The organism is Arsenicicoccus sp. UBA7492, from assembly GCF_002479615.1.
GTDB lineage: Bacteria > Actinomycetota > Actinomycetes > Actinomycetales > Dermatophilaceae > Arsenicicoccus > Arsenicicoccus bolidensis.
Genome location: NZ_DLOE01000036.1, coordinates 86015 through 107194, shown reverse-complemented (window position 1 = coordinate 107194; position 21180 = coordinate 86015). Strand labels below are relative to the sequence as shown.

At 73.0% G+C, this 21180-nt stretch carries 17 protein-coding genes and 1 pseudogene; 8 read left to right on the top strand and 10 right to left on the bottom strand.

What is annotated here, in order from left to right:
* Positions 1-18: 18 nt before the first annotated feature.
* The 5 genes from B4E97_RS10380 to B4E97_RS10360 form a co-directional block, all read right to left on the bottom strand.
* Entirely contained in the window at positions 19-711 is a 693-nt protein-coding gene (locus B4E97_RS10380) for a DUF4328 domain-containing protein (protein ID WP_286959787.1), read from the bottom strand.
* Positions 708-1541 (bottom strand): DUF4328 domain-containing protein, encoded by an 834-nt coding sequence (locus B4E97_RS10375; protein WP_286959786.1) that lies wholly within the window; start codon positions 1539-1541, stop codon positions 708-710. Before B4E97_RS10375 ends, B4E97_RS10380 begins: the two co-directional genes overlap by 4 nt.
* 126 nt (positions 1542-1667) lie before the next feature.
* Entirely contained in the window at positions 1668-5192 is a 3525-nt protein-coding gene (locus B4E97_RS10370) for a DEAD/DEAH box helicase (RefSeq protein ID WP_286959785.1), read from the bottom strand.
* Between the two features lie 136 nt (positions 5193-5328).
* Positions 5329-6081 carry a cobalamin B12-binding domain-containing protein gene (locus B4E97_RS10365; RefSeq protein WP_286959784.1) on the bottom strand — a complete coding sequence of 251 codons (753 nt, stop codon included), beginning with the start codon at positions 6079-6081 and terminating at the stop codon, positions 5329-5331.
* Between the two features lie 68 nt (positions 6082-6149).
* Positions 6150-6776 carry a TetR/AcrR family transcriptional regulator gene (locus B4E97_RS10360; RefSeq protein WP_239264451.1) on the bottom strand — a complete coding sequence of 209 codons (627 nt, stop codon included), beginning with the start codon at positions 6774-6776 and terminating at the stop codon, positions 6150-6152.
* Between the two features lie 72 nt (positions 6777-6848).
* On the opposite strand from B4E97_RS10360, the gene B4E97_RS10355 reads away from it, so the two are divergent.
* The 3 genes and pseudogenes from B4E97_RS10355 to B4E97_RS10345 form a co-directional block, all read left to right on the top strand.
* Positions 6849-7616: a VOC family protein gene (locus tag B4E97_RS10355; RefSeq protein ID WP_239264449.1), complete on the top strand. Its 768-nt coding sequence runs from the start codon at positions 6849-6851 to the stop codon at positions 7614-7616.
* A gap of 2 nt (positions 7617-7618) precedes the next feature.
* On the top strand, positions 7619-7750 hold the full coding sequence (locus tag B4E97_RS10350) for a hypothetical protein (RefSeq protein ID WP_286959783.1): 132 nt from the start codon (positions 7619-7621) through the stop codon (positions 7748-7750).
* A 30-nt stretch (positions 7751-7780) separates the two neighbouring features.
* Positions 7781-8116 (top strand): annotated as a pseudogene (locus B4E97_RS10345) (ATPase); the annotation flags it as partial.
* 333 nt (positions 8117-8449) lie between these two features.
* Here B4E97_RS10345 and B4E97_RS10340 read toward each other — a convergent pair.
* Both B4E97_RS10340 and B4E97_RS10335 read right to left on the bottom strand, forming a co-directional pair.
* Entirely contained in the window at positions 8450-10579 is a 2130-nt protein-coding gene (locus B4E97_RS10340; RefSeq protein WP_286959782.1) for a glycosyltransferase family 39 protein, read from the bottom strand.
* A gap of 127 nt (positions 10580-10706) precedes the next feature.
* Positions 10707-11420 (bottom strand): GAP family protein, encoded by a 714-nt coding sequence (locus tag B4E97_RS10335; RefSeq protein WP_286959781.1) that lies wholly within the window; start codon positions 11418-11420, stop codon positions 10707-10709.
* Between the two features lie 119 nt (positions 11421-11539).
* On the opposite strand from B4E97_RS10335, the gene B4E97_RS10330 reads away from it, so the two are divergent.
* Both B4E97_RS10330 and B4E97_RS10325 read left to right on the top strand, forming a co-directional pair.
* Positions 11540-12829: a sensor histidine kinase gene (locus B4E97_RS10330; protein WP_286959779.1), complete on the top strand. Its 1290-nt coding sequence runs from the start codon at positions 11540-11542 to the stop codon at positions 12827-12829.
* Positions 12826-13506, top strand: a complete 681-nt coding sequence (locus tag B4E97_RS10325) for a response regulator (protein WP_286959778.1) — start codon at positions 12826-12828, stop codon at positions 13504-13506. Before B4E97_RS10330 ends, B4E97_RS10325 begins: the two co-directional genes overlap by 4 nt.
* Positions 13507-13748: 242 nt before the next feature.
* On the opposite strand, the gene B4E97_RS10320 is transcribed toward B4E97_RS10325, so the two are convergent.
* The 3 genes from B4E97_RS10320 to B4E97_RS10310 all read right to left on the bottom strand — a co-directional run bounded on the left by B4E97_RS10320 (position 13749) and on the right by B4E97_RS10310 (position 16449).
* The gene (locus tag B4E97_RS10320; RefSeq protein WP_029211136.1) at positions 13749-15488 is read right to left on the bottom strand and encodes an NAD-binding protein; all 1740 of its coding nucleotides are present in this window, start codon (positions 15486-15488) and stop codon (positions 13749-13751) included.
* A gap of 65 nt (positions 15489-15553) precedes the next feature.
* Entirely contained in the window at positions 15554-15940 is a 387-nt protein-coding gene (locus B4E97_RS10315; protein WP_286959777.1) for a DUF6394 family protein, read from the bottom strand.
* A 98-nt stretch (positions 15941-16038) separates the two neighbouring features.
* The gene (locus B4E97_RS10310) at positions 16039-16449 is read right to left on the bottom strand and encodes a VOC family protein (protein WP_029211134.1); all 411 of its coding nucleotides are present in this window, start codon (positions 16447-16449) and stop codon (positions 16039-16041) included.
* A gap of 376 nt (positions 16450-16825) precedes the next feature.
* Between B4E97_RS10310 and B4E97_RS10305 the strand changes: the two genes are divergently transcribed.
* The 3 genes from B4E97_RS10305 (at position 16826) to B4E97_RS10295 (ending at position 21104) form a co-directional block, all read left to right on the top strand.
* Positions 16826-17671 (top strand): aldo/keto reductase, encoded by an 846-nt coding sequence (locus B4E97_RS10305; RefSeq protein ID WP_029211133.1) that lies wholly within the window; start codon positions 16826-16828, stop codon positions 17669-17671.
* A 201-nt stretch (positions 17672-17872) separates the two neighbouring features.
* Positions 17873-18979, top strand: coding sequence for a glycosyltransferase family 1 protein (locus B4E97_RS10300; protein WP_286958163.1), 1107 nt, complete (start codon positions 17873-17875; stop codon positions 18977-18979).
* A 136-nt stretch (positions 18980-19115) separates the two neighbouring features.
* Positions 19116-21104, top strand: coding sequence for a solute carrier family 23 protein (locus tag B4E97_RS10295; RefSeq protein WP_286959776.1), 1989 nt, complete (start codon positions 19116-19118; stop codon positions 21102-21104).
* Positions 21105-21180: the final 76 nt, after the last annotated feature.

Sequence of the window (21180 nt, the reverse complement as noted above, 5' to 3'; positions counted from 1 at the left end):
GCCCACCCGGTCGCGACGTCAGCGCGCGGCGGCGGGGGCGAGGTCGTCGCGGACCGGCTCCAGGGCTCGTGTCGTCAGGTCGTGGACGATCCCGATCGCGAGGACCGCGGCCACGACGCCGAGAGCGTTGCCGATCACGCCGAGGACGAGACACCGCTCGTAGAGATCGATCGCCCGGTCCAGGTCCCCCGCGCCCACCAGATCCTCGACGGCGTAGGCGCGCCAGGCGGCATACCGACCGAGAACCACGCTGAGCACGAAGGAGATCCACCACACCCACAGCGGGGAGCGCAGCCGACGACGGCCGGGCACCCCGAGGCCCCGATCGAGCTGGCGCATCGCCAGGGCGGGCAGGACCAGGTTGAGCACGGGGACGAACCACGCCCAGGCGTGCCACCCCGGTCGGAGCCGGCCGCCGGCGCGCTCCAGCCGCGGGCTCGACGCGAGCTGCCCCTGCCAGTCGATCCAGCAGACACCGGCCGCCAGGAACACGAGGGCGTAGACGACCATGGTGCCGACCGACCACTGGTCCAGGGAGACGAGCTGACGCTGGTGGGTCGCGTCGTCCGTGGCGGTGTCGTAGAAGGCCTCGACCGTGCTCATCCCCACCTGGAGCAGCAGCGCGTCCAGCAGACCGACCACGCCGACGAGGACGCAGACGGCGGTCCCGAGGCGCCTGAAGCCGCGTCCGAGGCCGGGCCGCACGCTCACCCGACGGCACCTCCCGTGGTCCCCGTAGTCCCCGGGGTCCCCGGGTCGGCCCGCACGTGCGTGTGGGGGCTGGTCCAGGGCGTGTCGGCCGGCCGGGTCGCGCGCTCGGTGAGGTTGCGGACCACCAGGATCGCGAGGATCGCCGACACGGCACCGAGGATCGTGCCCACCAGGTCCATCGTCACGGACGTCGACATCAGCGACACCGCGTCCTCCACCTGACCGGCCTCCAGACGCGTGTCGGCCATGGAGCTCGTCGCCGACGAGACGCGGGTGACGGCGAGGCCGAGCAGCCAGAGCACCCACCACGCCACCAGGGGCGGGCGCCGATCCCGGTCGGAGAAGTGCCCGAGCCCGCGGTCGAGGTCGCTGACGTTCTGGAAGGGGAACCACAGGTTCACGACGGGGATGAACCACGACCCGACGTGCCAACCCGGCGACCGCCGCACCGCGCGACGGTCGACCCTCGCGCTCGAGGCGAGCCGGTGCTGCCAGACCAGCCAGCAGATGCCGGCGGCGAGCAGGAGCAGCAGATAGGGGACGAGGAGCTGGAGGGTGAGGCGGTCCGCGGCGTCCAGTTCGAAGTCGAGCCCTTCGCGGCCGGAACCGACCTCGCCGAGGAGCCGCAGCATCCGGATGCCCCCGGCGAGCTGGGCGAGCTCGAGGAGTCCCACGAGCCCGATCAGCACGGTCAGCGCCGTGCCGAGCGTCCGGAAGCTCCGGTCGAGGGGCGGTCCCGAGGGTGGTGCGGCGAACCAGCCCTGCGGCTGGTGGGCGGAGCTCTGCTGCCTGGCGCCGGGCTCGTGGCCGGGCGACGTCGGTGTCGACATGAGCACAGTGTCCGCCGTGGACACCCAGGGTGAGGAGGGATCGGGTTTGTCCCCCTATTTCATCACCCATTCGGGCGTATGACGACCGCTGATCCAGGCCCCCGCCCCCGGGAGGCCTGGGTCACTCTAGTCGAGGAGCCCGCGGATGTCGTCAGCCGTGACCGCGCCGGACATGGCGTCGCCGTCGTCGACGACCTGGGCGAACAGCTCGCGCTTGCGCTGCTGCAGCGCCACGACCTTGTCCTCGATCGTGTCCTCGGAGACCAGGCGATAGACGTTGACGTGCTTGTCCTGCCCGATGCGGTGGGTGCGGTCGATGGCCTGGGTCTCGGCGGCGGGGTTCCACCAGGGGTCGAGGACGTAGACGTAGTCCGCCTCGGTGAGGGTGAGCCCGAAGCCACCGGCCTTGAGCGAGATCAGGAACGCCGGCTGGGTGCCCGTGCGGAAGTCCTCGATGCGCTCGGCGCGGTTGCGGGTGCGTCCGTCCAGGTAGCTGTAGTCGATGCCCTCACGGTCCAGCCGCTCGCGCACCAGCCGCAGGTAGCCGGTGAACTGGCTGAACACCAGCGCCCGGTGGCCCTCGGCGGCGAGCTCGCCGAGGTGCTCGACGAGCAGGTCGATCTTGGCGCTCTCGCCGGCGCCGGCGTGGGCCCCGTCGACGAGGGCGGGGTGCAGCGCGAGCTGGCGCATGGCGGTCAGCGCCCGCAGGATCGCGATGCGGTGCTTGCTGAAGTCCTCGTCGAGCAGCCCCAGCAGGCGTTGCCGCTCGCGCTGCAGGTGCCGGTCGTAGATGGTGCGGTGCCGCGGGTGGAGCGGCACCGTCACGACCTGCTCCTGCTTGGGCGGCAGCTCGCGCGCGACCTGCTCCTTGGTCCGGCGCATCATCAGCGGGCGGATGCGGCGACGCAGCGTCGTGAGGAGCTCGGCGCCCTCTCCGGCCTCGATCGGCTTGACGTAGGTGTCGCGGAACTCGACGGGCCTGGGATAGAGCCCCGGCGCGGCCACGGACAGCAACGACCACAGGTCCATGAGGGAGTTCTCGAGCGGGGTGCCGGTGATGGCGAGCTTCATCCCCGCGTCGAGGCGGCGCACCACCTGGTAGGTCTTGGCCTGGTGGTTCTTGACGAACTGCGCCTCGTCGAGGACGAGCCCGCCCCACCGCCGCGACAGATAGGCGTCCTCGTCGAGCCGGACCAGCGCGTATGACGTGACGACGACGTCCGCGCCCTCGATCACCGTCTCGAGCGTGGCGCCGCTCTTGCGCAACGTGCTCATCACGGTGGTCACCCGCAGGTCGGGGGTGAACCGGGCGGCCTCGGAGGCCCAGGTGCCGACGACGCTGGTGGGCGCCACGATGAGCAGCGGGTCCGCGAGGTCGCCGCGCTCCTTGGCGCGCAGCACCATCGCGAGGGTCTGCAGGGTCTTGCCGAGGCCCATGTCGTCGGCGAGGATCCCGCCGAGCCGGGCCTCCCACAGCAGCGAGAGCCACTGGAAGCCATCGAGCTGGTAGGGCCGCAGGGTGGCCTGCAGGCCCTCGGGCACGGGGCGGTCGCCGGAGGCGAGCCCCAGCAGGGCGTCGACGGTCTGCTGCCAGCGGCTGCTCTGGCGCTCGACGACCCCGAGCTCGACCAGCTCGTCCCAGAGCCCCGCGTGCAGGGCGTTGACCCGGAGCGGTCCGTCGGGCTCGTCCTGCAGGTCGGCCGCCTCGCGCAGGATCGCCGCGAGCGCGATCAGGCGCTCGTCGTCGAGCCGCAGCCAGGTGCCCGAGGGCAGCACCAGCACCTCCTGGCCGGTGGTCAGCGCCACGATGAGCTCGCGCAGCGGCACGTCCTGCTCGTCGACGGTCACCGACACGTCGAGGTCGAACCAGTCGGTGCTCCTGCTGCCGTGACCGCCCGCGGAGGTCGCCGAGCGGGTGAGGGCGTCGGCCTCTGGGGAGTCCGGGCCGCCACCGCCCGCCGCACCACCGCCGGTCGCACCACCGCCGGTCGCACCACCGCCGGTAGCACCGTCGCCGTCGTCCGCGTCGTCGAGGCCGAGCGACACGACCGGCGCCGACGTGGCCTCGACGTAGTCCGGCAGCTCCGAGGCCTGCTCGACGACGACGTCCGGGTCGTCGCGCAGGGTGGGCAGGACGTCGGCCAGGGCGATGGTCTGAGCAGGTTGCAGGGTGGCGCCGTGGGCGTGGGTCCAGTCGGTGCCGGTCGGCAGGGCACCCGCCAGGAGGGGTCGCAGCACGTCGTCGAGCCGCCCCACGACGAGCGCCTCGGCCTCGTGGTCGCGCAGCCGCTCGGCCGCTCGGGCCGCAGGGTCGCGCGGCGACCAGCGCTGGGAGTGGCGGGCCCGCCGGGACGCCCCGCCGGCGGGGGGCGCGGGCACCTCGCGCGCGACCGGGTGGATGTCGACGTGCTGCCCCGCCACGTCGTAGCGCCAGCCCAGCCGGACCTCGGTGCGGTGCCCGGGATGCGGTGTCACCTGCACGAGCAGGCGGGGCTCGGCCGACGCCTCGGTCTCGAGGTCGGGGTCGAGCACCACGTGCACGCGGCGCCGCAGCGCCGGCAGCTGCTCGATGACGAAGCTCGGCCAGTCCTCCATCGGCACCCGCAGGGAGCTCTCGCGGAGCAGGGACTCCTCGACGCGCGTGAGCGGCGGGTCCAGCCCCACGATCACGAGGCCGTCGTCCGTGGTGGCGTGCACACCGACGGCCGGGAGGCCGATCGGCTCGGTCTCGACGCCGTCGAGGCTGGGCGGGAGGGCGAGGTGGGCGCGCATGACGACCTCGGACCCACGCTCGGTCTCCTCGCGCTCCAGGTGCAGCTCGAAGCGGCCGGACTCCTCGGGCACCAGCACCGGGCGGCCCTGCTCGTCGACGAGGGCGACCCCGGACTGCTCGACGTCGCGCAGCAGCCGCACCGCGGCGGGGCCCACCTCGCCGAGGGTGACGCGCTCGACGGCGGCATAGGCCGACCCCGTGCGTCGCGCCCGCACCGCGCGGGTGATCTCCTGCAGCGCCTGCTCCTGCAGCGGGTCGATGTCGGCCTTGACGGTGCCGTAGAGGGCGCCGGGGTCGAGCCCGGTCCAGCTGATGCCGGTGCGGATCCACCCGCGGGCGCCCTCGACCAGCGGCGTCATCGTGATGCTCGAGCCCCAGTCGCCACGACCCCGTGGCGGCTGGGTCACCGCCAGCTGCAGGGCTACGCGATCGGGGACGTCCTCGGCCGCCACCGCGCCGAGGGCGTCGCGCCAGTGCGCGCGGTGGGCGGGCGGCATACCTCGCCACCAGTGACCACCGGAGTCGTCGAGCGCGCCCGACTCGGCGCGCTCCTCGGCGTCGCGGACCTGCGCCTGCAGGATGAGGGCGACCACGTGCTTGCAGTCGGCGCCGACGGGGCAGGTGCACGACGAGGTCCAGCTCGAGTGCCCGGGTCGCCCGGGATGGTCGCGCAGCTCGGCCCAGGCAGCGTAGGGCTTGGCCCGGGACCCCTCGACGGTGCCGTGGAGGCGCCGACGATCACCGGACGGGACGATGTCGAGCACCCGGTCTCGACGGGCATAGGCCTGCCCGCGCTGGACCGATCCCGACCCGCACAGGCGAGCCAGCGTCACCGCGTCCAGATCGGTCAGGCGGGTCGCCTGCACCAGCTGCACCACTGAGACCTCCTCGACCACCCCGACTGCCCCACCCTAGCCACCAGGACCGACAGACCCCGACCATGCCCAGGGCGGAGACGCTCGGCGGAGGCGGTCAGCGCTCGCCGGGAGCACCCCCCTCGAGCCTGCGCAGACCTCAGGAGGCGCCCGCGAAGGAGTCGCCGGCGACGTCCATCGAGGCAGGCCCCGGACCGGGCTCGCGCACGAGACGCGCCGCCACGTCGACGGCCTGCACGGGGTCCGGCGGCAGCAGCGCCGCGCCCAGCTCGCGCGCGACCTCGGGACGGGCACCACCACCCCCGAGGGCCGTTCGGTACTGCGCGCACAGCCGGCGCATGCTCGCCGACCGCGAGGTGAAGACCGAGGGGCGGGAGCCCGCCAGGACCAGCAGGTCGGCCGAGGACTGACGACAGGTAACCGCGATGGCCGCGGTGGGGGTGTCCGCGCCGAGCAGGAGCACCCGCCAGCCCTCGCGCTGCAGGAGCAGCGCGAAGCAGCTGAGCACCAGGTCGTGCCGCTCCCCCGGCGGGCAGGCGAGCACCGCCGTGTGCCGCGAGCCGGGCGGCACCTCCTGCGCCAGCGCCGACAGCCGTCGCGCGAGGACGCCGCTGGCCAGGTGCTCGTGCGCCACGCCCAGCCGTCCGCTCTCCCACTGGTCACCGATCTCGCGGAGCAGCGGCATGAGGACGAGCTGGATGACGTGCTCGACCGAGCCCGCGGCGAAGGCGTCGTCCAGCGCGCTCCCCAGGGCGACGGGGTCGAGGGCGGCGACGGCCGTCAGCACGGCGTCGACGTGGGCGGACGCGTCGGTGAGGACGGCCTGGCCCCGTTGCGGGCCGCGGCGCGCCACGTCGCCGAGCGCGATGGGGGGAGGGAGGCGGTCGGGCACCGGGTCACCCTACGTCGCCGGTCGTGACGGCGGTGCGGGATGCGCCCGGACGGATGACGGGCGGTCCGTCATACCTGCCTGACCCCCACGATGATCGCCTCGACCACCCGGTGCGACAGGGCGTCCACCGCCTCCGGCGGCAGCTCCCGCAGCGGCCCCTGCACGACCAGCATCGCGAACCCGTGCACCGCGGACCAGGCCGGCACCTCGGCGTGCGGGCGACGCTCGGCGGGGAGGGTCCCGTCCGCGACCATGCGGTCCAGGGCGTCGGACAACAGCTGGTATGGCGTCCGACCGCCCTCTCCGGAGGCACCCGGATCCTCGGTGCGGGCCAGGTCCACGGGCTCGAGGTAGGCCGCCTGGAACAGGCCCGGCTCCGCCCGCGCGAAGTCGATGTAGCCGAGCCCCACCGCGCGCAGCAGGTCCCAGCCGGTGGGCTCGTGCAGGGCGGCGATGCGGCGCTCCATGGCCCGCGCCGACTGCCCCTGCCCGTGCCCGGCGACGGTGATCATGAGCGCGTCGCGGTCGGCGAAGTGCCGGTAGGCGGCGTTGACGGACACCCCGGCCCGCCGCGTGATGTCGCGCAGCGTGACGGCGTGAGGGCCTTCCGTGCGGGCTACGTCGATCGCCTCGCGGAGCAGGGTCGCCTTGAGGTCCCCGTGGTGATAGCTGGCCCGGCGAGGGGTTGTGGGCATCGCACCTCCATGTATACGCTGCTCACATCTTACATGTGGACGACGTTCACATCACGAGAGGACAGACGCGCCATGACTGCACGCACCACCCCCCAGAGCCCCGGCACCCCCACCTGGCTCGACCTGTGGGTCGAGGACGTCCCCGCGACCGCCGCCTTCTTCCGGGACCTGCTCGGCTACGACATCCCCGACGGCTCGCCGGAGTTCGGCGGCTACACCGTCGTCCACCGCGACGACCGCTATGTCTTCGGCATCGGCCCCGCCATGCCCGGGTCGGCGCACGACGTGGCCACGCTCTTCCTCGCCACCGACGACCTCCGGGCGACCCTCGCCACGGCGGAGTCGCTCGGCGCCCGGCGCGTCGCCGGTCCCACCGAGATCCCCGAGCACGGCCACATGGCGGTGGTCACCGACCCGGGCGGCGTCACCGTGGCGTTCTGGCAGGCGACGGGAGTGGTCGGCTACGCCGCGGTCGACGAGCCCGGCTTCCCCTGCTGGCAGGACTGCCTCACCGGCGACGTCGAGCGGTCCGCCGCGTTCTACCGCGACCTGTTCGGCTTCACCACCGAGCCCATGGGCGACGGCGTGCTGCTCGCCAGGCTCGGCGACGACGGCCACTTCACCATCGGCGCCTGCACCGAGACCGACGACCCGCACTGGGTGTCCTACCTGCTCGTCGAGGACCTCGACGCCATGACGGAGCGGGCGCAGTCGCTCGGCGCCTCCGTGACGATGGGCCCGATGGACATCCCCTTCGGGCGGTTCGTGCACCTGACCACGCCCGGAGGCGCGCCGTTCGGCCTCTTCCAGGGCGCCGGCGACCTGCCCGCCGAGGCCTGATCATGGACGTGCGCGAGCTGCACGGCACCGTCTCGCACGACGACGGCCTGACCCTCACCCTGACCCGCGACGTCGCTATCCCCGTCGAGGAGCTGTGGTCCTGGATCACCGACTCCGACCGCACCGCTCGGTGATACGGCCCGTGGTCGGGCGAGGGCCGCGTCGGCGCCACGATCCAGGTGACGATGGCGAGCGAGGAGGGCTCCCCGACGATGGGGATGCGCATCACCGAGTGCTCCCGCCCGCACCGCCTCGGCCTCGCCTCGGACGCGCCGCCGCCGTTCGCGTGGCCCCTCGCCCTGGAGTGCGCGCCGCGAGACGGTGGCTCGTCGATCACGTTGCGGCACACGCAGATCCCCGCCGAGATGTCCATGGGCGACATCGGACCCGGGTGGGAGTTCTACCTCGACCACCTGGTCTGCGCGATCGAGGGACGCGAGGCGGCGCCATTCGAGGACTACCTGCGCGACCTGTCCGAGCGCTACGCCGCCCTCGCCTGACCCGCCCCCTCCCGCCCAAGATCGTGAGGGTTTCGTCCACCTTTCTTGGACGAAACCCTCACGATCTTTGGGGGTGGGGTGGAACTGTGAGGGGGCGGGGAGGCGCGTGAGCCGAGGCCGGGGGCTCCCTGACATCGGGGCCACTCCTGGTGGTGATAGCAACCAGAAGTGGCCCCGTTCCTGTGGTGGCGCGGAGCCACCTGTCAGCCCCGTCGTCGGGGAGCTTTGGTGCTGCCTGGGCAACACCTTGTCTCCCCAGCGACGGGGCTCGTATGCCGACGCCGCCTGCCCTCACGCGTGGTGGGGGCAGGCGGCGCCGGCATACGGCCTCGGTCAGCTGGTCGGCGAGGTGAGGTCGTAGACCGTGGTGCCGCCCACCGTCGTCGCCGTGTAGTGGGACTGCACCCACGCGGTGATCTGCGAGGCGGTCGAGGTGCTGTCGCTGCCGCCGGGGCCACCGCCGGCTCGCCCGCCGGAGACGAAGTAGTGGATCCGGCCGTCCGAGACGTACTGCTGGAACTCCGCGAGGGTCGGGCTGGCGTCGGTGCCGCTCCAGCCGCCGATCGCCATGACGGCGGTGTCGGTGCTGAGGATGTAGCCCGCCGCGGTCTGGTCGCCGACGACGGCGGCGGACCAGGTGGTGCCGGCGTTCTGCAGGAGCGTCGTGACGTCATCGGCGGACGTGGTGGTGCCCGTCGACGAGCCGCTGGAGCCGGCTGAGCTGCTCGAGCTGGCCGAGCTGCTCGGGCCGGTCTGCCCCCCCGGCGCCGGACCCGTCTGACCCGTGGGCGCCTGCCCCGTGGGCGCCTGACCTCCGGGAGCGCCGCCTGTCCGACCCGCGCCACCGGCCACGGCAGGCCCGCTCGTCGGCGTGGAGCCGGTGTGGCTCTGGCCGATCGTCGCGACCGTCCAGGCGGTGGTGCCGGCGAGGCCGCCGAGCGAGCCGACCAGCAGGGCCACGGCCGCCGCCTTGCGGAACCGCTGCTCGCCGCCCAGCGCCACGAAGCCCATCGCGCCGAGGGTGGTGACCGCCAGGGCGATCCAGCGCAGCGCCGGCAGCCACGAGTCCGCGTGGACGTGCAGGAGGTAGACGCTCCACACGCCCGCCAGAGCCACGGCGCCACCGAGGGCGACGCGCCACACGAGCGACGAGCGACGGTCCCAGGCGAGGCGCCCGCCGATGGCGATGACGGCGGCGAGGGCCGGGGCGAGAGCGACGGAGTAGTAGGGGTGCACCGTGCCCTCCATGAAGGACAGGATCAGCGCCGACACGAGCAGCCAGCCGCCCCAGAGGATCAGGGAGGCGCGGGCGGCCGAGGTGCGGGCGGCGCGGCCGGCGGCCACGAGCCCGGCGACGAGCAGGACGAGCGCGGTGGGCAGCAGCCAGGAGATCTCGGCACCGAAGGCCGACCCGAACATCCGGGTGATGCCCGTGGCGCCGCCGAACAGCCCGCCGCCACCGCCGCCACCACCGTTGCCCTCGCCGCCGAGGATCCGGCCGAGACCGTTGTAGCCGAGCGCGAGCTCCCACAGCGTGTCGTTGGTCGAGCCACCGATGTAGGGACGCGAGGACGCCGACCACAGCGACACGAGCGCGACGAACCAGCCGGCACCCACCACCATGGCGAGGCCCGCGGCCACCAGGTGAGCGAGACGCGTGCGCAGCGAGAACCGCGCGGCCACGAGGTAGGCCAGGGCGAACGCCGGCACGACCAGCAGGCCCTGCAGCATCTTGGTGAGGAAGGCGAAGCCGATCGCCGCGCCGCACGCCACCATCCACCACAGCGCCGCCTTGCCACGGGTGGTCTCGATCGCGCGGACCACGAAGTAGGCGGCGGCCGTCATCAGCAGCACGAGCAGCGCGTCGGGGTTGTTGAACCGGAACATCAGCGCGGCGACGGGGGTGATTGCGACCAGCAGCCCCGCGACCAGGCCGGCGACGTGGCCGGACACGCGGCGCACGGATGCGGCGGTCAGCGCCACGGTCCCGACGCCGGCGAGCGCCTGCGGCAGCAGCATCGCGACGCTCGAGAAGCCGAAGATCCGGCAGCTCAGCACCATCAGCCACAGCGCGACCGGGGGCTTGTCGACGGTGATGGAGTTCGCGGAGTCGAGCGAGCCGAACACCCACGCCGTGAGGTCCTGCGTCCCGGACTTCACCGCGGCGGCGTAGAAGTCGTTGGCGTAGCCGTTGCTCGAGAGGTTCCACAGATAGAGGGCCGCGGTCAGCGCCAGCAAGGCCCACAGGGCCGGCCGGGCCCACCGGGGAGCCGCCGCGTCTGAGGGTGTGGAGCCGGCGACGGTGGTCGCGCCCGAGGGGGTGGTCGGGTCGGAGGACGAGCCCGGCCGTATGCCGTCCGGCGCCCCGGCGGTCGCCCCGGTCGCCGTCTCGGCGCCGGGTGCGGCCACCGACGCCGTGCGCGGCCAGAGGCGGCGGCGCAGGAGTGGTGTGGTCGTGGTCATGTGCGGTCCTTGGCGTGGGGGCGGTGGGCGGTCCGTCATACGACCTGCCCTCGGTCACCACCGACTCTGCGGCGCGGGACTATCGCGATCCGTTGAGCTTCCTGTGAGGCGCCCATGACCCGCGGGGTCACCCCCAGACGGCGCCGCGCAGGATCAGGACGCCCATGATCGCGAGGATCCAGGCGACGGTCTCGCCGCTCTGCCGCTCCATCCACGCCGCGAGCCGCCGCAGCGTCGGCTCGATGCGCTCCCCGACCCCGAGGCGCAGGGCGAGCAGCACGAGCGCCGGCGCGATCATCAGGAGGCAGTAGCCCACGAGCACCACGGCGCGCCCCGTCATCGGCAGGGGGGACGTGCTGAGCATCCCGATCGCGGCGAGGTAGGGCAGCATCGACGCCGCCTCCACGGTGGCCGCCGCGAGCGCGAGCCCGACCAGCGCACCCGCGCCGCCGCCGGCCGCGTCGACACCCATGGCCCGGGCGCGCCACCGGCTCACGCGGGTCGCGGCGCCGTCGTTCGCGCGCTCGCTCCGCGCCTTGCGGTTGCCTGGGAGCAGGATGCCGATCGCGATCAGGCCGATCCCGACCACCTTGCGCGCGAGCTGTCCAGTCTCGGTGTCGAGCCAGCCTGACAGGTCGTCGAGGAAGGTCACGGCCCCGGCGCTCAGCAGCAGCCCGAGGACCCAGTAGAACGCGGCGATCGTCCCGAGGAACACGAGCACCCGCGCGGCGCGGATCCGGCCTGGCGTGAGCAGGAACCACACGGGGATCAGCAGCGTGCCGAAGCTCGTGGCGTCGATCAGGGCGAGCAGGACCAGCGGTCCGAGGAGTGCGAGTGTCATGCCCCGACCCTCCGCCCGCGCGGGTGCGTGGCGCGTCGGCCGGTCGGCCGATCCTCGCGGGTGGGGGCTACATCCTTCGGCGTATGCCGGAAGGGCGGCGTGCGTGCTGCAATGGCACGGTGAACCAGACCGCCGACCTGCCGCGGCGCGACGTCGACCTCGACGTGCGCGGGCCGCTGCTGATGGCGGTGGTGGGGCTGCTGCTCCTGCAGATCGACCTCGTCGACATCTGGGGCGACAGCCTGCCCGGGCCCGACAACCGGTGGTGGCACGCGGTGCCGCTGCTGGCGCTGTGCGCGCTGATGGCCTGGCGGCGACGACGGCCGATGACCTGCCTGGCGCTGGGGCTGGTGGTGTTCGTGGCCGAGGCGGCGTTCGGCGGGAGCGTGGGGTCGCTGCTGGTGACCATCGAGCTGGTCTATGCGGCCGGGCTGCACGGGCGGCGTCCCGTCGTGGACTACCTGGAGTGGGTGGTGGCCGGGGCCGTCCTGCTGTCCGGCGGAGTCACCCTGGCCGCGACCCGTGACCTGCGCCTGGCCGTGCTGACGGCGCTGACGGTGTTCGCCGTGTTCGGCACGTCCTACTGGTGGGGGGCCTCCAGCCGCAAGCAGCTGGACCTCGTCGAGGCCGAGCGCCGCCGCGCCGCCGACGAAGCCCGTCTCGCCGAGCTGCGCGAGGCCGACGCCCGCCGCTCCGAGCGCGAGCAGATGGCCCGTGACCTGCACGACGCCCTGTCCGGCAGCCTGTCCGCCATCGCGATCCACGCCGAGGCGGGGCTGCAGAGCGAGGCAGCACGCGACGAGGCCCTGCGGGTCGTGCGGGCGACCTCGCGCCAGGCGATGGGCGAGCTGCAGACGATGCTGACGGTGCTGCGGCCCGACCCTGCGGCGACCTCGTCCCCGCTGCTGCAGGGCCCGCAGGACCTCGCCGGCGTGGTCGAGCAGGCTCGCGCCCGCGGCCTGGCGGTCCGCCTCGAGGTGTCCCCCGACCCGCTGCCGCCGCTGCCCGCCGCGGTCGGGCAGGCCGCCCACCGGGTGCTGCAGGAGTCTCTGCACAACGTCGGTCGCCACTCCCCCTCGCGGTCCGCCGTCGTGGGGATCCGCGCCCACGGCGACCTGGAGCTCGAGGTGGTGTCGGTCGGCGGAGCGCCGGCGCCCTCGTCGAGCTCGGCGGGCTCTGCGGGGTCGGGGTCCTCGGGGTTGGGCCTGCACACGATGCGGGAACGCGTCACCGCCCTCGGCGGCTGGCTGGACGCCGGCCCATCTCCCTCGCCCGCTGCCGGTCGAGGCGACGGTCCGGGCGGAGGTGCGGACAGCGTCTCCGGCGGTGGCACGGAGCAGTGCGGCGACCCCGAGGTGTGGCAGGTCCGCGCCGTCATACCGCTGCCCTCTGCAGGAGAAGCCACATGATCACCGTCCTGCTCGCCGACGACCACGCGACCGTGCGCTCCGGGCTGCGGCTGCTCCTGTCCGCGCAGCCCGACCTCGAGGTGATCGGCGAGGCCGGCGACGGCGCCGTGGCCGTCGCGCAGGCCCGCGCCCTGCGGCCCGACGTCACGCTCATGGACGTCCGGATGCCCGGCGTCGACGGGTTGGCCGCCACGGAGCAGATCGTCGCCGCCGGGTGGTCGCGGGTGCTGGTGCTGACCAGCTTCGAGGTGGACGAGTACGTCGCGGGGGCGCTGCGGGCGGGCGCCGACGGCTACCTGCTCAAGACGGTCGACGCGGGTCCGCTGGCCGACGCCATCCGTCGGGTCGCCGCCGGCGAGGCGGTGCTGGCGCCGGAGGTGACGCGGCAGGTCATCGCGGGCTTCGCCGCGGCGCAGGCACCGCGCACGCCCCCGACCAGCCTCGATGGCCCCGCTGCTGCCGCCGCGGCCGACCGGGTCGCCCGCCTCCACGACCTCACCGACCGCGAGCGCGAGGTGCTCGAGGTGATCGCGCAGGGCCTGTCCAACGCCCAGATCGCCGCGGCCCTGATCATCAGCGAGGCCACCGCCAAGACGCACGTCTCCCGCGTCCTCGCCAAGCTCGGCTGCACCTCGCGCGTGCAGGCCGCGATCCTCGCCCGCGAGGCCGGCGGCTGACCGCACGTCCCCGCCTCCACGCGTGAGAGGGCACAACACGTCCTCGCCTCCACGCGTGAGAGGGCACGCCTTGCCCCTCCACGCGTCCGCGAGCAATCACGTCCGCCCTCTCCCTGATCCGGCCCCGGCAGCGGGGAGCTTTGGTGCTGCCATGGCGACACCAAGCTTCCCCAACTGCGGGGGTGGGGCGCCGTGGGCGGGCGCGTCATGGCGTCATGGCGAGACGGGACGGCGAGCGGAGGTCAGGCGCGGCGCTGGCGGCGACGCTCGACCGCGCGCGTCACGGCCCGCCCGACCCACGTGATCGGCACGTCGCGCCCGGTGGCGGCGTGCTCGACCGCGGTCTCCTGCAGCAGCACCGGCGTCATGGAGGCGAGGGCCCCGAGGCGCCCGGCCACGAGCACCTGGTCGCCGGGGCGCAGCAGCATGTCCTCGTCGGGCATGTGGTGCGGGGTGCCGTCGCGCATGAGCACGAGAGGGACGACCGCGAGCATCCGCTCCCGGTCCTCGGGGTCGCGCAGCAGGTCGCGGAGCCTGAAGTCGTGGTTGCGCACCCAACGCGTGAGGGCGGGCGCGTTGCGGAGGTCGATGGTCACGAGGTCCCGCTCGGGGGCCTTGCGGCCGCACCGGTCGGTGAGGCGGGTGAGCGCGGCGGCCGCCCAGTCCTCGTCCTGCCCCAGCGCGTGCTCGACGAAGGTCCAGAAGGTCGGCGTCACGACCCGCGCCAGCACCTCCGAGGCGACGAGGTCGCTGGGGGTGTAGACGGAGTCGATGTCGAGGGCGCGCACCAGGGCACGGCGCTCGGTGGAGTGCTGGCGCACGACCACGAAGATCTCGGGGTCCACGAGGCGCGCGTGCTCGGCCATGGCGAGGTTGAGGGTGTCGCTGTCGGACCCGGCGATGAAGCCCGTGGCTCCCCGCAGCTCGGGGTAGCCCTCGTGCGGGTCGACCCACTCGACCTCCTGCCCGGCCCGGCTGAGGTCGTTGCAGATCTCGTCGCGGAAGTGGCCCTCGGCCGCGACGATCCAGCGACCGTCGTGCTTGTCCTCGCGCCGGGCCTGCAGCGGCATGCCCGCCGAGCTCATCAGCCACGAGACGAGGTGGAAGGTCGTGGGGCGCTGCATCGCGAGCAGCAGGTAACCCCCGAACCGGTCGCTGGGGTTGATCACGGCGGCCGCGCTGAAGTCGTGCATGCGTTCCTCGGTGACCCGGCTGTGGCAGCGCGCGAGGACGGGCAGCTCGGGACGCAGGAGGTCGACGCACATCACGACGGCGAGGTTGACGTCGTCGTCGTCGGTGAGGGCGATCACGCCCTCGCAGTTGGGCAGCCCCAGCCCAGCCAGACCGAGGACCCCGGGCAGGGAGGCGTCGGCGTCGATGCCGGGGACGTCGGCGTGCAGCTGGTCGGACGAGAGCTTGTCGACGCGGTCCTTGTCGCTGTCGATGACGACCATCCGCCGCCCGGCCTCGTCGAGCTCGGCGCACACCGCGCGCCCCGACTGGCCGTAGCCCGCGACGATGAAGAACGGTTCCTTGATGGTCATCACGCGCCGGCGGAAGCGCTGCGTGGCCACCGCCTCACGGAAGGCCGCGTCCTGGAAGAGCGCGAGCAGCGTGCCGATCGCGTAGGCCCAGCCCACCACGGTGCTGTAGATCGAGAAGGTCACCCACAGCCGCTGGATCGCCGTGAACGGCACGATCTCGCCGAACCCGATGGTCGTCGCGGTGTAGCTGATGAAGTAGAACGCGTCGAAGGGCGAGATCCGCTGCCCGTCCTTGCCGGGGATCAGCGCCAGCCCGAACACCGAGATGGAGAAGATCGCCACGAGGACGACGAGCGGGGTGCGCATCCGTCGGAGCACGAGAAAGATCGCGTCGGTCGAGGGCACCTCGGTGGGGACGCGGACGCGCTCGCGCGGTCGCCGCACGCCGTGCTGTCGGGTCGAGGGGCGCGCGAAGAAGAGGAGAAGCGGGTTGGTCATGCCCGCACCTCCTCGTCGGACGCGCCCTGGTCAGCCATGACGGGAGCGGTATGCCGCAGCCGGGGTCACCGGCGGCGGAAGGACACCGTCTCGGCGACGAGCAGCACCAGCGACACCATGTTGGCGAGGGCCGCCCCGCAGGCGAGGGAAACGACGCTCGCGATCTCGGGACCGGTGATGGACTCGGAGTGCGACGCCGTGAAGTAGATGTAGAGCGACGCGGCGGCGATCAGCTGCAGCACCGCGACCAGGCTCGTGGCGAGGTGGGTGGCGCCGATCTGCGTGCGGTCGCCGAACTTCAGCACCAGGGCGACGACGTTGACCACGATCGCGGCATACAGCTCCCAGATGTTGTGCATGTCCGGGTCGCCGAGGTCGCCGACGACGAAGCCGAAGTTCACCGTCGCCGCGAGCAGCACGAAGAACCCGAAGATGACCTTCTCGAGATTCACCCTGCCGAGGCTACCTGCGCGGGCGCGGACATCGGGGACGGTCGACGCCGACCGGCGCATAACGATCTGTCGCGCCGACCTCCCCGACAGGCCGTGGATCAGGCGGCGGCGCCGGCGATGTTGCACATCCAGGCGACGCCGAACCTGTCGGTGACCATGCCGAACTCGTCGCCCCACATCTGCTTCTCGAGCGGCAGGGTCACCTGACCGCCCTCGGCGAGGCCGGCGAAGTAGCCGCGCAGCTCGTCGGCGTCGTCACCGGACAGGCTGCAGGAGATGCGGGCGCCGTCGTCGTGCGGCATGCCCTCGGGGGCGTCGGACACCATGAGCGTGTAGCCGGCCGCGGTGTCGAGCTGGCCGTGCATGACCTTGTCCGCATCGGCCCCCTCGGTGCCCATCTGGCCGAAGGTCATGATGCGGGGTTCGCCGCCGAAGACGGACGCGTAGAAATCGAGGGCCTCACGGGCCTGGTCGACGAAGGAGATGTAGGGGTTCAGGACGGACGACATGGTGGACTCCCGGTGGTTTCAGGAACGTCGGACGACGCGGTGGCGGGCTGCCAGTTCGCAGCGTAGCCGTGACCTAGGACACACCCCAGGGGCTGCGGACGCCGGCCACCCCGACGGGTGCCCGCACGCCGCCTGACGGTGGTCGCACCCGGCATACGACCGAGGTCGCACCACCCGGCCGGCGGGTCCCGACCATGGGCCGATGTGCGCGAGCGCCCGCGGGCGAGAGCGTGGAGCCATGACCACCCACGACCTGTTCACCGTTGCCATCGCCTTCGTCGTCGCCGTGATCCTGCTGGCCATGACGTCGGTGCCGTTCCTGCTCGACCTCGCCGACCGGGCGGCCGCCTGACCGGCGGCGTCCTAGGGTGGCCGTATGACGCGCACCACCGCCTTCGCCGGCCACCGGGTCCCTGCGATCGGCCTCGGCACCTGGAACGTCGGCGACTCCGCCGCCGCGCACGACGAGGAGATCGCCGCCCTCCGGGCCGGCCTGGACGCGGGGCTGAGCGTCATCGACACGGCCGAGATGTACGGCTCGGGCCGCTCCGAGGAGCTCGTCGGCGAGGCCCTGCGAGGACGACGCGACGACGCGGTCCTCGTCTCCAAGGTGCTGCCCTCCAACGCCTCCCGCCGCGGCACGGTCCAGGCCTGCGAGGCGTCCTTGCGCCGGCTCGGCACCGACCACCTCGACGTCTACCTGCTGCACTGGCGCGGCCACCACCCGCTCGCCGACACCGTCGCCGCGATGGAGGAGCTCGTCCGCGACGGCAAGATCCGCGCCTGGGGCGTCTCCAACCTCGACACCGAGGACATGGCCGAGCTGCTGCGGCTCGACGGCGGGCCGGCCTGCGCGACGGACCAGGTCCTCTACAACCTGTCCCGCCGGGGGCCGGAGCTCGACCTCTTCCCGATGCTGCACCGCCATCACGTGCCGGTGATGGCCTACTCCCCCATCGAGCAGGCCCGTCTGCTCGAGCCCGGCGCAGGGCTGCACGCGCTGGAGGACGTCGCCGAGCGTCACGGGGCGACGCCCGCCCAGGTGGCCCTCGCGTGGACGATCCGGGACCCCGGGGTCATCGCGATCCCCAAGTCCTCGTCGGTCGCGCACACCCTCGACAACGCGGGAGCGCTCGAGCTCCGCCTCTCCGAGCGCGACCTCGACGACCTGGACTCGGCCTTCCCCGCCCCGTCCGAGCCCGTCCCCCTCGAGCTCCTCTGACCTACCTCAGGTAGGCACATCCGCCCGACTTCGCACGCCAGGCCGACAGACCTACCTCAGGTAAGCACATCCGCCCGACTTCGCACGCCAACCCGCTCAGGCCCACCCCGCCCGCAACCACCTGACGAGCCAGGTGCACCATGGTCGGAAGGCCGCCCGCGGCAGGCTGCCGCGCGGCCCTGCGCACGAGGAGGTGCGGCCATGAAGGTTGCCGTCAAGCTCGGCCCCATCGGCGAGGGACCACACATCGACACGTCCGGGCAGCTGGTCACAGACTCGGCGGGCACCCGCCTGGTGTCACGGCTCCTGCGGCTCTATCCCGAGGCGGTCGTCGTCGGCCCGGAGCCACGCACCGGGCCCGGCCTGCAGGTCGTCACCCTCGAGGACCTGGACCCGACCAGCACCCTGCTCGTCAACATGGAGCCGCTGGACTCCGTGGCGTGCTTCCAGGTGCTGCACCGGCACCTCGACGAGCCGCGCATCCTGAACCTCGTCTGGACCAACCCCAGCTCCTTCCACCACCCGGTCAACTTCGCGGCGCTGGGGCTGTCCTTCGCGATGTTCCCGACCTACTGCAACAGCGAGCGCACCGCCGGCGAGGTGCGTGAGGTCGTCCAGCACTGGACCGCACCCCACCTCGCCTCCCAGGCCCGGATCGACTGGACCAACCTCGGCGTCAACGTCGAGCGCGCGTCCACGCGCAGGCCCACGGACGTCCCGGTCGTCCTCTATCCCGCGATCACGCTCGAGCGCCGCAAGCGGCCGGGCCTCTTCATGGACGTGGTGCGGCGGGTGGCCCGACAGGTGCCGCTCCGCGCCGAGGCCCGGCTCCAGGAGCAGCACCTCACGTCGACGGCGGCGATGGACATGACGCGGGACAAGTGGATGTGGGTCGGGCCCCTCACGACCCGCGACGGCTACTGGGACGCACTGTCGAGGACGACGGCCTTCCTGGCCACCGCGGCCCAGGAGTCCTACGGGCTGGAGTATGTCGAGGCCATGCTCGAGGGCGTGATCGGTATCCTCCCCGACACCGGGTGGGCGCGGGCGCTCGTGCCCGAGCGCTACCCCTATCTCTACGACTCGCCCGCCGTCGCCGAGCAGCTGCTGCTCGAGGCCCTCCGTGACCCGGAGGCCTGCCGTCGCGAGCTGGACGCCTGCGTTGGCGGCAGCTTCACGGCGTGGATCGCGGCCCGCCACAACGACGACGACTTCGAGCACGCCTTCACCACGCGGGTGACCGAGTGGTTCGGGGCGGGTGCGGCGACGCACGAGCCGATCGTGCACCATCGCGAGCGCCTCACCTGAGGGTCGGGCGGCAGGGGACCGCGCCCATGCCGTATGACGGGACAAACCCGTCATACGGGGAACGGTCTGGCGCTCGGTAGGATCACGGTCGTCAGTGACGACGCCCTGACGTCCCCCTCCCCAGCGAAGGTCACCCATGTCCCAGGCCTCCCTCGCGCCCACCCCGCGCACCGTCCACCCCGTCGACCAGGTGCCCCCGGCGCCGAAGCTGGCGGTCCTCGGGCTGCAGCACGTCCTCGCGTTCTACGCCGGGGCGGTGATCGTGCCGCTGGTGATCGCGCAGGCGCTGAAGCTGAGCCCGCAGGACACGGTCCACCTCATCAACGCCGACCTGTTCACGTGCGGCATCGCCTCGATCATCCAGGCGGCCGGCTTCGGCAAGGTCGGGGTGCGGCTGCCTCTCGTGCAGGGCGTGACCTTCACCGCCGTCTCTCCGATCATCGCGATCGGTCTCGCGTCCGGTGGCGGCACGCAGGGGCTGGCCGAGGTCTACGGCGCGATCATCGTCGCCGGTCTCGTGACCTTCTTCGCGGCGCCGTACTTCTCCCGCCTGCTCCGCTTCTTCCCGCCCGTCGTGACCGGCTCCGTGCTGACGATCATGGGCACGACCCTGCTGGGCGTCGCGGCGGGCGACGTCGTGCGCAACGCGCAGGACCCCGCCAACCCCGCGGCCCCCCTCGACCACGCCGCCCTCACCGAGTCGCTGCTCTACGCCTTCGGCACGCTCGCGCTGATCATCGTCATCCAGCGGGTGTTCTCCGGCTTCCTCGCGACGGTGTCGGTGCTCATCGGTCTCGTGGCGGGCACCGCCGTGGCCTGGGCGCTCGGCGAGCCGATCTTCGCCGGCGTCGCGTCCGCGGCTCCGGTGGGCGTGACGACGCCGTTCTTCTTCGGGTGGCCGGCGTTCTCCCTGACGGCGTGCATCTCGATGATCGTCGTCATGGCCATCACCGCCGTCGAGACGACCGGCGACGTCTTCGCCACCGGCGAGGTCGTCGGCAAGCGGATCCGCCCGACCCACGTGGCCGCCGCGCTGCGCGCCGACGGTCTGTCGACCACGCTCGGCGGCGTCCTCAACTCCTTCCCCTACACCTGCTTCGCCCAGAACGTCGGCCTCGTGCGCCTCACCCGCGTCAAGAGCCGCTGGGTCGTCGTCATGGCCGGCGTCATCATGATCGTGCTGGGCCTGCTCCCCAAGGCGGCCGCCGTCGTGGCCGCCATCCCCGCCCCCGTGCTCGGCGGCGCGTCGATCGCGATGTTCGCCAACGTCGCGGTGGTCGGCATCCAGACGCTCGCCAAGGCCGACCTGCACGACAACCGCAACGCCGTCATCGTCTCGACCGCCCTGGGTCTCGCGATGCTCGTCACCCTGCAGCCGCACGTCGCGGACGTCCTGCCCTCGTGGGCGCAGATCCTCTTCGCCTCAGGCGTCACCCTCGGATCCATCACCGCGATCCTGCTCAACCTGCTCTTCTTCCACGTCGGCCGGCAGCGTGGCGCCGAGGTCGCCCGGTCCGGCGACCGCACCGTCACCATCGACGACGTGGACGCCATGGGCCGCGACGAGTTCGTGGCGACCTTCGGGTCGCTCTACACCGGCGCGGCGTGGCCGGTCGAGCGCGCCTGGGAGGCACGGCCGTTCGGGTCCACCACCGCACTGCGCGCGGCTCTGCAGGAGGCCGTGCTGTCCGGCACGCGCGAGGAGCAGGACGCCCTCGTCCGCAGCTATCGCGACGTGGGCGAGCTCGTCCTCGCGGCCGTCGACGCCGAGGACGCCGGCGCGCCCCGCGGGCCCATCGCCTCCGACACCGAGGTCGCCCTCCTCGACACCAGCTCGCTGGCCCTCGACCGGATCGACGACGTGCAGCGTGACGAGATCCACCGCCTGTCGACGGCCTACCAGGACACCCACGGACGGCCGCTCGTCATGTGCGTCACCAACCTCGCCGACCTCGACCAGCTCGTCGAGCAGGGGTGGCGCCGCGTCGAGAGCTCGCCCGCGCGCGAGCACCGGGCCTCCCTCGGCCAGGTCTCGGCGATCGCGGACGCCCGCTTCGACGCCCTCGTCGCCGACGCCAGCCCGATCCGCAGCGCGTGGAGCCGCAAGTTCGAGCAGCTCACCTGACCCGCCACACCCGCCGGCCAGCCCTCCGGACGACCCGAACTGAGCTCCCAGCTCACCACGGGTCGCCCACACCCCC